11 protein-coding genes are annotated in these 12,875 nt (G+C 57.9%); 3 read left to right on the top strand and 8 right to left on the bottom strand.

Going from position 1 to position 12,875, the window contains the following annotated elements:
* Positions 1-22 precede the first annotated feature (22 nt).
* From tsaE to BLP23_RS19530, 8 genes are all read right to left on the bottom strand, one after another.
* A complete protein-coding gene (gene tsaE, locus BLP23_RS19565) occupies positions 23-1,522 on the bottom strand; it encodes a tRNA (adenosine(37)-N6)-threonylcarbamoyltransferase complex ATPase subunit type 1 TsaE (RefSeq protein WP_092586759.1) in 1,500 nt (499 codons plus the stop codon).
* Positions 1,522-4,101 carry a PAS domain-containing sensor histidine kinase gene (locus BLP23_RS19560; protein ID WP_092586528.1) on the bottom strand — a complete coding sequence of 860 codons (2,580 nt, stop codon included), beginning with the start codon at positions 4,099-4,101 and terminating at the stop codon, positions 1,522-1,524. Before BLP23_RS19560 ends, tsaE begins: the two co-directional genes overlap by 1 nt.
* A 202-nt stretch (positions 4,102-4,303) precedes the next feature.
* A complete protein-coding gene (gene ahcY, locus BLP23_RS19555; protein WP_092586527.1) occupies positions 4,304-5,704 on the bottom strand; it encodes an adenosylhomocysteinase in 1,401 nt (466 codons plus the stop codon).
* A 168-nt stretch (positions 5,705-5,872) separates the two neighbouring features.
* Entirely contained in the window at positions 5,873-6,148 is a 276-nt protein-coding gene (locus BLP23_RS19550; RefSeq protein ID WP_039846553.1) for an HPr family phosphocarrier protein, read from the bottom strand.
* 17 nt (positions 6,149-6,165) lie between these two features.
* Positions 6,166-6,567 (bottom strand): PTS sugar transporter subunit IIA, encoded by a 402-nt coding sequence (locus BLP23_RS19545; RefSeq protein ID WP_074066135.1) that lies wholly within the window; start codon positions 6,565-6,567, stop codon positions 6,166-6,168.
* Between the two features lie 152 nt (positions 6,568-6,719).
* The gene (locus BLP23_RS19540) at positions 6,720-7,172 is read right to left on the bottom strand and encodes an HPr kinase/phosphorylase (protein WP_092586526.1); all 453 of its coding nucleotides are present in this window, start codon (positions 7,170-7,172) and stop codon (positions 6,720-6,722) included.
* Positions 7,169-8,965 (bottom strand): sensor histidine kinase, encoded by a 1,797-nt coding sequence (locus tag BLP23_RS19535; protein ID WP_092586525.1) that lies wholly within the window; start codon positions 8,963-8,965, stop codon positions 7,169-7,171. Before BLP23_RS19535 ends, BLP23_RS19540 begins: the two co-directional genes overlap by 4 nt.
* A 77-nt stretch (positions 8,966-9,042) precedes the next feature.
* On the bottom strand, positions 9,043-9,774 hold the full coding sequence (locus tag BLP23_RS19530) for a response regulator transcription factor (protein ID WP_194730257.1): 732 nt from the start codon (positions 9,772-9,774) through the stop codon (positions 9,043-9,045).
* Between the two features lie 342 nt (positions 9,775-10,116).
* On the opposite strand from BLP23_RS19530, the gene BLP23_RS19525 reads away from it, so the two are divergent.
* From BLP23_RS19525 to BLP23_RS19515, 3 genes are all read left to right on the top strand, one after another.
* On the top strand, positions 10,117-11,727 hold the full coding sequence (locus tag BLP23_RS19525; RefSeq protein WP_092586524.1) for a phosphoenolpyruvate carboxykinase: 1,611 nt from the start codon (positions 10,117-10,119) through the stop codon (positions 11,725-11,727).
* 97 nt (positions 11,728-11,824) lie between these two features.
* Entirely contained in the window at positions 11,825-12,259 is a 435-nt protein-coding gene (arfB, locus tag BLP23_RS19520) for an alternative ribosome rescue aminoacyl-tRNA hydrolase ArfB (protein WP_092586523.1), read from the top strand.
* A 1-nt stretch (position 12,260) separates the two neighbouring features.
* The gene (locus BLP23_RS19515) at positions 12,261-12,872 is read left to right on the top strand and encodes an alpha-ketoglutarate-dependent dioxygenase AlkB family protein (RefSeq protein WP_092586522.1); all 612 of its coding nucleotides are present in this window, start codon (positions 12,261-12,263) and stop codon (positions 12,870-12,872) included.
* Positions 12,873-12,875: the final 3 nt, after the last annotated feature.

Genomic DNA, 12,875 nt, shown 5'->3' with positions numbered 1-12,875 from the left:
GATCCGGAACTTATGATTCGCTCTAGTTTATTCCAGCCCTTGCGCACCAATCGCGCAAGGGGGCAAGCGCTTCATGTTCAAGCGCCACCTTAAGATAGGATAGTGTTCGGGGCATGTGTTTCGTATAGCCGGGCTTTCCGTCGCGCTGCAACAGCCGTACCCAGAGACCGGCAAGCTTGCAGTTACGCTGAGCCGACATGATCGCCCAGCTTTTCAGGAAGCCGGCTTCGTCAAAATTGCCGTGTGCGCGGCGAAAAGCCAAATAGTCGTCCATGAGCTGCCTGAACAGGGCAGATTCGATGGTGACGCGCGCATCCTGCACGATGGATGCAAGATCATAGGCGGTCGGGCCTATCATGGCGTCTTGAAAATCGATGAGGCCGATCTTCTGAATACCCTTCTGTCCTTCGCGCCAGATGATGTTTGGGGAATGGAAGTCCCGGAGCAACAGATTTTTTTCTGCCGATGCGAGTTCATCGATGAGCCTATCCCAGATCGCCAGATATTCCGCACGCTCGGCATCGCTGGGAGCTGTACCGCGCTTCCAGGGGAGATACCAGTCCAGAACCAGGCGCACTTCCATCTTCATGGCGGTGCGGTCAAAATCGGGAATGTGGTGGATGTGGCTATCGGTGACGCGGATATCCTGCGGAATTTTCATTCCGTGCAAATGCGCAAGGCAGGCGACACTTTGTCGGTAACGTAAGGCGATGGGCTTGTCGCCCTCGTCAAGCACGCCATCGCTGCCGAGATCTTCGATCAGCAGAATGCCCTGAGCATAGTCGACCTCATAGATTTGTGGCGTTGCAAAGCCTCTTTCGCGCAGCACATTGGCAATTGCAACGAAGGGATAGGCATTCTCGGCAATATGGGCAACCTTCGGGTAAGGCTTTCCGTCGAGTACCGCTGGTCCCTCGGGAAGCGGCGGCCAATCCATCAGTATCTTACGGCCCTGGCGATCCGGATAGACCGCTTCGTAGGCGCGCAGCGATGCATCACCTGTCAGGAAGCGGCGTTTTGCGATCGGGTGCCCGGCTTTCGCGAGAAAAGCGCGGATTGCGAGAACGCGGCGGATTCTCTGCATCTGCGCGCGCGGCGCGGAAATCGTTGCACGCCGGCCCCTGCCTGCATGCTCAAGTTTCATCACGATACGATCGGCGGGCAATTCGTCATCTGCCATTTCGGGCCATTCGACAAGGCAGATACCGTTCTGAAGTGCTTCATCGAAGCCGAGTTCCTCTAACTCCGCACCGTCAGCGATGCGGTAGAGATCGAAATGCGAAACCGGAATCCGCAAATCGTAGGATTGAACCAGCGTAAATGTCGGGCTCGGGACCTCAAGCCGCTCGTCATCCGCCATGGCACGCAGAAACGCACGGGCAAGGGATGATTTTCCAGCTCCGAGCTCTCCGGAAAGTGCCAGGCAATCACCAGCCTTCAGCGCGAGCGCCAAATCTTCTCCAAGGCGGATTGTTGCCGCCTCGTCTTCCAGGAAAAGGGAGATTGTGTCGTCCTTCGTGATCATTCTGCTGCTGCGACGGCGTGCGGCAGGTTGACCGAGGGAATCCGGCAAATAACCTTCGTGCCCTTGCCCGGCTGGCTATCGATCGAAACCCTGCCGTTATGTAGGCTGACGAAACTGTCAACAATCGAAAGGCCAAGGCCTGCACCGCCGCGCTTGCCGCTTTTTGCACCCGTGGCAAACCGATCGAAGACTGTCGCGATCATGTCCTGCGGAATCCCGGGGCCGCGGTCGCTGACGGAGAAGACGAAATCCGTGCCCTCGCGATGACATTCGAGAGAGATTGCCGCACCTTCCGGTGAAAAATTCGCAGCATTGGAAAGCAGCTTCAATAGGATCTGTTTCAAGCGCTGGGGATCGGCGACGATCGAGCCAAGATAGGCAGGCGCTGTGATCTCCAGCGTCACGCCGCTTTCCTGCAGCCGGTCGGCAATTTGCATGGAGACATCATCGAGAAGATCGTTGAGATCGATTTCCGAATAGTTGAGCCTCATAATGCCGGCATCCACGGTGGCAAGATCGAGAATATCGTTGACCAGCGTCAGCAGCACCGACGAGGAGGTCGAAATGTGGTCGATATATTCGGCCTGACGCTCGTTCAGCGGTCCGACGCTTGGGGTGCGCAGCAGATCGGCAAAACCGATAATATTGGTCAGTGGTGAGCGTAGCTCATAGGAGACATGCTGTACGAAATCGTTCTTCAGCTCGTCGGCCTTGCGCAGCGCCTCGTTCTTCTCAGTCAGCGCGCGTTCTGCGCGGACGCTATCGGTCATGTTGACGAAAGTCAGCATCGTCTGGGCGTTGGGCAGCGGAATGACGGCGTAATCCAGCACAAGGCCAGAGAGCAACTCCAGTGTTCCTTGACTGGAACGGCGTTCGTCATCGAAGCTGGTAATCAGCTCTGCAAAGGTCTTCCAGCCGTCCGGCCGGTCATAGGACTGTAAGCATGTTTCGCCGATCGCACGAATATGTGTTCCTGGCTTGGCCTCGGCCTCGGTAATGCCCCAGAGCATGCGGAAGGCCGGGTTCGAAAGGCGAATACGACCGTCGGCTCCGAAAACGGCGACGCCTTCGGAGAGATGGTCAATCGTTTCGCCCTGGACCTTGACCAGCGTGTTGTATCTCGTCTCGAGAGCGACCTGTTCGGTTAAATTCTCGAAAACCCAGGTTGCGCCGCCTTGTGGATGTGCGGTCGCAAAGACCCGCAGCGTCTGACCGTTCGGCAGATGCCAGAGGTCCGTTTGCGTATCGAGTGCCCGATAGACGGAAAGTGCGGTTTCCTTCCAGCTTTTCCAGTTGAGCTGATCGGGAAGCTTCTTTGCGGCGCGCAAACGCTCCAGCAACTCGGCGTTGTCGGGCTTACTTTCGAGGAAAGCGATATCGAGCTCCCAGAGCGCGACGAAGGCCTGATTGTAAAACTGCAAACGACGGTCGCCATCGAAGATCGCAACAGGCGTCGCAAGATGGTCGAGTGTCTCGGCGTGGCTCTTCAGCGTCCGCTCAAGCTCGGCGCGGACGGATGCTGCTTCAGAAACGTCGATCGCGATGCCGGCGGAACCGCTTGGCAACTTCACGTCAACGACGTCGAAAAAGGTGCGATTGCCACGAACGACCGTCGAAATCTTGTCGTGGAAGGGCGATTCGGGCGTCGCCGCAACGCGGATGTGTTCGCGTGCGACCGTCGTCAGGATCTCCCGTCCTTCATTGATCGCGTGCTGCGGCGACTTCGCCTCGACCGCATCGCCATAGGCCTGATTGACCCAGGTGAGGCGCCCTTCGGTATCGCGCTGCCAGGCGGGCAGGTCGATCGCATCGAGCAGGTTCTGGAAGGCCGAGATCGAGGACATCAGCCGGTCGCGCTCGATCTTCAATTCGGCAAGCTCGGCGCGGAGATTGTTCAGCGCCACGAAACGCACGAAGGCTCGGCCACCGGAAACGCGACCTTGCGCCTCGAGGATTTCCTCGCGACTGGTTTCGACAACCATATCGAAGCTTTGTGCAACACCACGTAGACGATCAATCGCTCTTTCGAGCTCTGTAGCGGAACGGGGTTTCAGCCAGAGGCCGAACGCCAGGAATTCGCTGTCCTGCGGCGCACCGGTTTCGGCTGGAAGCTGGCCAAGCAGTTCCGGCCGCTCATTGCCGTCCCAGACGACGATGCGACGATTCTTGTCGGCGATCAGCGCCTGGTATTGCGAAATGCGCTGATGCGCATCGGAAAGGGCAGACCGGATTTCACGGCTTTCGTTTTCAAGATTACCGCGCTGGCGCACAAGCCAGAGAGTCGAAAGCAGAGCCGCGGAAATGACGCCGATCACGACGGAAAAGCCGACGACCTGCGAAGACGTGAAAAGATGTGCGGATGCTGCTGCTTCGGATTCGACTTGGGCCAGCACCGGCCGCGCCAATGCTGCGATTGCCGTTCCGCCTGCGCAAATCCTTGCCAGTCGCGTCAGTGACCCTGCGCTTTGCTTCACGGCTTTTCTGGCCGTATGTTTCTGGCCTGCCTCATGTGAACGGATATCAGGCCAAGCGCCCTCGTCCGCCTGTCCCGGGAGGCTGTGATTCATTTCCGACATCAGCGGTATGTCTCCGTCCTTCAATGTGCCGCATCACGACAAGACATCCCATTTTCGGGCAAACCGGATAACTCCGCGCCACGAATCGAGTTCTAGAACAATACTTCGGAAGGGAATCGGCGGGAAGGTGGGTTCCAAAAAATAGGGATGCCGCATTTGTCAATGCGGCATCCCCAAGATGTTGTGGATATTGTTGCGGAGATTAATATCTGTAGTGGTCGGACTTGAAAGGACCCTTCGGCGAAACGCCGATATAGGCGGCCTGTTCTTCAGAAAGCTGCGTCAATTTCACGCCAAGCTTGTCGAGGTGCAGGCGGGCAACCTTTTCGTCGAGATGCTTCGGCAGAATATAGACCTTATTTTCATACTGACCGGGCTTGGTGAAGAGCTCGATCTGCGCCAGCGTCTGGTTGGTGAAGGAGGCCGACATCACAAAGGACGGATGGCCTGTTGCGTTGCCGAGATTGAGCAGGCGGCCTTCCGAGAGAAGGATAATGCGATTGCCCTTCGGAAACTCGATCAGATCGACCTGCGGCTTTACATTCGTCCACTTGAGGTTACGGAGTGCCGCGACTTCGATTTCATTGTCGAAGTGGCCGATATTGCCGACGATCGCCATGTCCTTCATCTGACGCATATGGTCGATGCGGATGACATCCTTGTTTCCGGTCGTGGTGACGAAGATATCAGCCGACGAGACGACGTCTTCGAGCAGCACGACTTCGTAACCGTCCATCGCTGCCTGCAGCGCGCAGATCGGATCGGCTTCCGTCACCTTGACGCGGGCGCCGGCGCCGGAAAGCGATGCCGCCGAACCCTTGCCGACGTCGCCGTAGCCGCAGACGACGGCAACCTTACCGGCCATCATGACGTCGGTGGCGCGTCGGATGCCGTCAACCAGCGATTCCTTGCAGCCATATTTGTTGTCGAATTTCGACTTGGTGACCGAGTCGTTGACGTTGATCGCCGGGAAGGGCAGCAGACCCTTCTGGCTGAGCTGATAGAGGCGGTTGACGCCGGTTGTGGTTTCTTCCGTGACACCCTTGATCGCATCGCGCTGCTTCGTGAACCAGCCCGGTGAAGCGGCAAGCCGCTTCTTGATCTGTGCGAAGAGGATCTCTTCTTCTTCGGAATGCGGGTGCGAGAGCACATCTTCGCCGGCTTCAGCACGCGCGCCGAGCAGGATGTACATGGTGGCATCGCCACCATCGTCGAGGATCATGTTGGAGAGGCCACCATCGGCCCACTGGAAGATCTTGTCGGTGTAGACCCAGTAATCTTCGAGCGACTCGCCCTTGACGGCAAAAACCGGTACGCCGGATGCGGCGATTGCGGCAGCGGCATGGTCCTGGGTCGAAAAGATGTTGCAGGAAGCCCAGCGGACTTCTGCGCCGAGCGCCGCGAGCGTTTCGATCAGAACGGCCGTCTGGATCGTCATGTGCAGCGAGCCGGTGATGCGCGCGCCCTTCAGCGGCTTTGACGGGCCGAATTCGGCGCGACAAGACATGAGGCCCGGCATTTCAGTTTCGGCGATCGAAATTTCCTTGCGGCCGAAATCCGCCAGACCGATATCGGCGACGACATAATCTTTTTCAGTGCTCATCGAGGTCTCCAGCTGAAAAGCGTCTCATAATCAAGCGCGCAGTTGACGGCGCGATAGCTCGAACGCGTGCATTGACGCACGGCCATGCTCGCCGTGTAGCAGGCTTCGCAGGCGATGGCAATAAGGATATAAAGAAGTCTTTATATGTTTATATGAAGCCCGGAAGGCCTACATTTCTTCGCCGAACTTGTCCTGGACCAACTGATCCAATGCGTTCAGCGCTTCGGCGGCCTGGTTGCCGCTCGCGGAAACGAGAACGGTTGTGCCCGGACTCGCGGCAAGCATCATCAGGCCCATGATCGAGGTGCCGCCGACCGTCATTCCGTCCTTGGAGACAGTAACGGCAGCGTCGAATGTTTCGACCATTTGGACGAATTTGGCGGAGGCGCGCGCGTGAAGGCCGCGCTTGTTGACGATAAGCAGTTCCCGGGAAAACGAGGTCATGGCGGGACTTGTTTTCATCATTTTCCACTCAGAACGCGGCTGGCGACGTTGATGTATTTGCGCCCGGCCTCCGACGCTTCGATGAGCGCCTTTTCCATGTTGTTTTCGCCACGCACGCCAGCAAGCTTGATCAGCATCGGCAAGTTCATGCCGGCAATCACTTCGGTATGACCGCTGCTCATGACCGAAATAGCGAGATTGGAAGGAGTACCCCCGAACATATCGGTCAGGATGACGACGCCGTGGCCATCGTCCGCGCTAGAGACCGCCTGCAGGATATCCTGCCGTCTCTGATCCATATCGTCTTCGGGGCCGATGCAGACCGTCTCGATAAATTTCTGAGGACCGACGACATGCTCTACAGCATGACGAAACTCTTCAGCCAGCTTGCCATGAGTGACAAGCACAAGTCCGATCATGATTCAACTGCTCCCAATGGCATATAAACGGTGGCCCCAATATCGCAACGCAGCAATCGCGTCCACCGGTGGGGGCACATCTTGGCCATCAAAAGCCGAAGTGCAAGATAAAAATGCAGACATATGCGGCGAATGCGCCTGTGCAGCAGGCATTATCGGCCGATGTCCGGTGCCTTTGCCATCAAAATCGCGAGAGGTACTGGAGCGTTTGGCAGCAAGCGCAGGGCCGGTAGCGAAAAGCCGTCTGCGAATTGCGCGACGTCGTTGTCAGGCGGTAGACGATTTTCGCCCGACGTACTGCCGGGCAACACGGCATAATGCATCGGGGCGAGCGGGACGCTTTCGCACTTGACGATGCCGGTACCGCGCAGCTCGATCAAACCAGAGATTGCGGAAGGCCGCTCAGCGATCACCCGTCCATCGCGTCTCGACAGAAATACCTGATCGTCGGCGACCAATGAGGCGGGCAGTCCCATCCGTTTGGCTTCCGTGATGCACGTGAATGCCAGCATGGACTTACCCCAGCCGGAGGGGCCAACAAAGAGCAGGCCGGTCTTGTTGACGACGATCGCCGTGGCGTTGATGTTGAAAGTGGCGGCCGTCATGATGACACCGAGACTGCGGGCAGGGCGAGAATGAAGCGGGCGCCAAGCACTTGTGCGGTTTCTGCATCGATGATGTTTTCGGCACGCAGCGAGCCGCCATGCGCCTCCGCGATCTGACGGCTGATCGACAGGCCAAGACCGGAATTTTGCCCGAACCCTTCGGACTCGGGCCGGTCGGTGTAGAAGCGCTCAAAGATGCGGTCGATATTTTCAGCCTGGATGCCCGGACCATTGTCTTCGATATAGACAATGCAGCGCGAACGTGTGCGGAACAGCCGGACGGTGATCTTGCCGCCCTCATCCGGAACGAAGGAGCGGGCGTTCTCGATGAGGTTGGTAATGATCTGGCCGATACGGAGATCATGACCATTGACGACGAAACGGGTCTTAACGCCGGGCTTGCGTTCGATCGCAAGCTCGATCTGTACCTCTTTGTTCTTGTGGCGAATCTGCCTTGAAACCTCAACCAGATCGCTGAGGAATAGCTCGAGATCGACGGATCGGGCATCGACACGGGCAAGTTCGGCATCGAGGCGCGAGGCGTCGGATATATCGCTGATGAGACGATCGAGGCGACGGACGTCGTGCTGGATCACATCCATCAACCGCTTCTTGGAATCGTCCGACTTGGCTAGCGGCAGCGTTTCCACGGCGCTGCGAAGCGAGGTCAGTGGGTTCTTGAGCTCGTGGCTGACGTCGGCGGCAAAGCTTTCGATCGCATCGATACGGTCATAAAGTGCGGTGGTCATCTCGCGGAGCGCGATCGAAAGGTTGCCGATCTCGTCCTGGCGGGCTGAGAAATCCGGAATTTCCTCGCGCTCCTTTGCGCCGCGCCGGACGCGGATCGCCGCAGCCGAAAGACGGCGAAGCGGGTTGGCGATCGTCGACGAGAGAACCAGCGACAACAGAACGTTGACGAGTGTCGCCACACCGAAGACGCGCATGATCGCCAAGCGTTCGGCATGGACGATGTTGTCGATGTCACCGGCCTGCGTCGAAAGCAGCAGAACGCCTAGAACGGCACGAAAACGCTGGATCGGGACAGCCACAGAGACGATGAGTGCGCCCTTGTCGGTGGTGCGTACAACGGCGCCGCGCACTCCAGTCAACGCATTCATCACCTCCGGATAGATCGACCCGTCGCCACCCGGCGCTTCCTTGTAGACCGGCAGATTCCCAGGCTGGAGCGCCTTGTTGAAGAGCGTTGTAAGCCATTCGGCCCAAGTCTGCTTTTCTTCCTCCACCACCGGCGGCAGATCGAAGCGCAAGACCTGACCTCGCGAATAGAGATGGCGCGAATCGAGAAGCAGGTTGGCATCGGCATCAAAGATGCGGGCACGCGTGCGCGTGGGCGAAATCAGCCGTCTGAGAACCGGTGCTACCTTTTCCGGATCGATCGGGAATTCAAGATCCTCATCATTCGGGACGGGCGTAATACTCTGCCCGGCCTGCAGCTCGAGAAGCTTCTGCGGATCGATGGTAATCGAGTTCGTATCGACGGAGGCCGATGCCGAAACCGCACCGGCGATGATTTCGCCCTGCGTCAGCAAGCTCTCGACGCGGGCGTCGATCAGGCCCTCGCGAAACTGGTTCAGGTAAAGAATGCCGCCGACAAGGACGAGCAGTGCTGCGAGATTGAAGAAGAGGATGCGGCGCGTCAGGCTCGAAAAGACCGCATTGCCGAAGATGCGGCGAATGATGGTGAAGGGATGCGACCAGCGCCTTCCCCTGACACGGCGGCCGCTTAAGCCTTCCGCGTCATCCAGATCCCTTTCCTGCACCAACTGTGCCAACGACAGGCCCTTTCGGAGGGCGTGGCGGTCTCCCGCCTCCAGCCCTCGACAATACTCATGCGCCGCGCCGACAGGCGTCAGGCTGCTTCGCGGAAGCGGTATCCCACTCCGTAAAGCGTTTCAATCATATCAAAGTCGGTATCGACCATCTTGAATTTCTTGCGAAGCCGCTTGATGTGGCTGTCGATGGTACGGTCGTCGACATAGACCTGTTCGTCATAGGCCGCGTCCATCAGCGCGTCGCGGCTTTTCACCACGCCTGGCCGCTGTGCGAGCGAGTGAAGGATCAGGAACTCGGTTACCGTCAGCGTCACCGGTTCGCTCTTCCATGTGCAGGTATGGCGTTCCTGGTCCATGACAAGCTGGCCGCGTTCGAGTGAGCGCGCGAGCTGGGCAGCGCCCGTTTTTGGCGCGGCGCCAGCGCCAGCAACCGTCGTTGTTTCCCGGCTGGAAGCACGGCGAAGCACCGCGCGGACCCGTTCCACGAGCAGTCGCTGGGAGAATGGCTTCGTGATGAAGTCATCGGCGCCCATCTTCAGGCCGAACAGTTCATCGATCTCCTCGTCCTTGGAGGTGAGGAAAATCACCGGCATATCGGATTTCTGCCGCAACCGTCGCAAGAGCTCCATTCCATCCATGCGCGGCATCTTGATATCGAAGATAGCGAGTTGCGGCGGGCGCGCTATAAGGCCATCGAGGGCCGAGGCGCCATCCGTATAGGTTTCGACCTTGTATCCTTCGGCTTCCAGTGCAATCGACACGGAAGTCAGGATGTTGCGGTCGTCGTCAACGAGCGCGATTGTCGCCATGGTGTTCGTCTCCGTCATCTATGCGCATCTCCAGGAATTTTTGATGTCCCCAGGCCGGCCCTACGACCGGATGCGCTTATGGAGGATAAAGGTGGAACAAATTGTGGCAAAGATAAAGGGCAAGCATTGCGGCAATGTGCGAAAGGTGGTCGCACATGGCGCGGCAAGAACCAATCCAAAACCTGTAATTCAAACGATTTAAAATACACTAAGGAAATTTAAATCGATTAATTATTTGATATCATTATATTTTCGCCATTTAACACTATTGCATTTTAAAATTGGCCACCTTAGTTTTCCTCTTAGTTTTAACGGCGGGAGCCTTGGACGAAAGGAAAAGCCATGGAGACGTTCGGAATTCACAACCCGGCGATGACGCTGGCGACGATTGGTTTGGGACACGCAAAGAGCGCTCACTATAACCTCACCGCCGCCTCCCTTTATGAAGAAGCGATTCGCCGCGGTGAAGCCGAACTGACGGCCCAAGGCGCCCTTCGTGCATTGACTGGACAACATACCGGCCGTTCCCCACGCGACAAATTCGTCGTTCGCGATGCCAAGACGGACGCAGAAATCTGGTGGGACAACAACAAGCCGATGTCTCCGGAGCACTTTGCCTTGCTGCATCAGGATATGCTGGCGCATGCCGCCGGCAAGGAGCTTTTCGCCCAGGACCTGATCGGCGGCGCCGATAAGAACTACTCGCTGCCGACGCGTGTCGTGACGGAATTTGCCTGGCACTCGCTTTTCATCCGCAATCTTCTGATCCGTCCGGAGCTTTCTGCCCTTGCAGGCTTCGTGCCGAAACTGACGATCATCGATCTACCGAGCTTCAAGGCCGATCCGAAGCGTCACGGCTGCCGCAGCGAGACGGTAATTGCATGCGACCTTACGAACGGTCTCGTGCTGATCGGCGGCACGTCTTATGCTGGAGAGATGAAGAAATCCGTCTTCACCGTACTCAACTACCTGCTGCCGGCAAAGGGTGTCATGCCGATGCATTGCTCGGCGAACGTCGGCCCGGATGGCGATTCTGCGGTTTTCTTCGGCCTCTCAGGCACCGGCAAGACGACGCTGTCGGCTGATCCGTCGCGCACCCTGATCGGAGACGACGAGCATGGCTGGGGCGAAAACGGCATCTTCAACTTCGAAGGCGGCTGCTATGCCAAGACAATCCGTCTTTCGGCGGAGGCGGAGCCGGAAATCTACGCGACAACGCAGCGTTTCGGCACGGTACTGGAAAACGTCGTGCTCAACGACCTGCGCCAGCCGGATTTCGACGATGGCTCGTTGACGGAAAACACGCGCTGCGCCTATCCGCTGGATTTCATTCCCAATGCCTCGAAGACAGGCCTTGCCGCTCATCCGAAGACAATCATCATGCTGACGGCGGATGCTTTCGGCGTCATGCCGCCGATCGCGCGTCTGACGCCGGATCAGGCCATGTATCACTTCCTTTCCGGCTACACCGCAAAGGTCGCCGGCACGGAAAAGGGAGTGACGGAACCGGAAGCGACATTCTCGACCTGTTTCGGTGCGCCGTTCATGCCGCGTCATCCGGCCGAATATGGCAATTTGCTGAAAGAACTCATCCATCGCCACGGTGTTCAATGCTGGCTTGTCAATACCGGTTGGACGGGTGGTGCTTACGGTACTGGCAAGCGCATGCCGATCAAGGCCACGCGTGCTTTGCTGTCGGCAGCGCTCTCCGGCGAACTGGCCAAGGCAGATTTCCGCATTGATACGAATTTCGGTTTCGCGGTGCCTGTTACCGTCGCCGGCGTGGAAAGCGGTATTCTCGATCCGCGCTCCACGTGGGCCAACGGTGCAGCCTACGATATTCAGGCAGAAAAGCTCGTCTCCATGTTCATTTCGAACTTCGCGAAGTTTGAGGCACATGTCGACGGCGGCGTGCGCGATGCGGCGCCCGGCATCAAGGCTGCGGCCGAATAGGTCCTAAAATATTGATGATTCACGTGAAACCCGGCCCATTCCGCCGGGTTTTTCTTTGCGTGTTTCAAAATTCCCGCGGATATGAGATAGAAGCCGCATGGCCAGCGACGCGCTCTATATCAACGAGGGGATCACCATCGCTGGATGGGAGCTGACGGAACAATTCGTTCTGGCTGGCGGTCCCGGCGGCCAAAATGTCAACAAGGTTTCGACGGCCGTCCAGCTGTTCTTCAATATCCAAAATTCACCTTCGCTTCCCGATCGTGTCAAGACCAATGCCATAAAGCTTGCCGGCAAGCGCATGTCGAATGAGGGCGCGCTGATGATCGAGGCAAGCCGCTTTCGCAGCCAGGATCGCAACCGCGAGGATGCGCGAGAACGCCTCAAGGATCTGATCCTTGAGGCTGCCAAGCCCCCACCGCCGCCGCGCAAGAAAACGAAACCGACCAAAGGCTCGATCGAACGCCGCCTGAAGGAAAAATCCGGCCGCGCCGAGGTAAAGAAGATGCGCAGCCGTCCCGGTGGAGAGTGATATGCCGGAGCTTTCGACGGGCGTCTGTCACTTCCCGGAATATCTGGACCGGGCCCGGCAGCAAGCGCTCGTCGAAATGATCCGCGGCATTGTCGCTGAGGCTCCGCTTTTCGTGCCCATGATGCCGAGCACGGGCAAACCGATGTCGGTCCGGATGAGCAATTGCGGTCCACTGGGCTGGGTCACAGATAAGGAGCGCGGCTACCGCTATCAATCGACACATCCTGTCACCGGCAGGCCATGGCCGGCGATGCCGGACGTCTTGCTCGACATCTGGAACGACGTTTCCGACTACGAAAAACCGCCGCAGGCTTGCCTGATCAATTTCTATTCAGACGACGCAAAAATGGGCCTGCATCAAGACAGGGACGAGCAGGATTTGAATGCGCCTGTCGTCTCGATCTCGCTCGGCAACAGTTGTCTTTTCCGCATCGGCGGGCTTTCCCGGACAGCCCGCACCCAGTCGGTCAAACTCGCCAGCGGCGACATCGTGGTGCTTGGGGGCGAAGGGCGTCTACGCTTTCACGGCGTCGACCGCATCTATCCGGCGACTTCGACGCTGCTCAAGAATGGCGGGCGGATCAACCTGACGTTAAGGCGTGTGGATCCGTGAATC

Source organism: Rhizobium mongolense subsp. loessense (assembly GCF_900099775.1).
GTDB classification, from domain to species: Bacteria; Pseudomonadota; Alphaproteobacteria; order Rhizobiales; family Rhizobiaceae; genus Rhizobium; species Rhizobium loessense.
The sequence above is the reverse complement of the archived record's forward strand: the minus strand, read 5'-3'. Positions and strand labels throughout refer to the sequence as shown.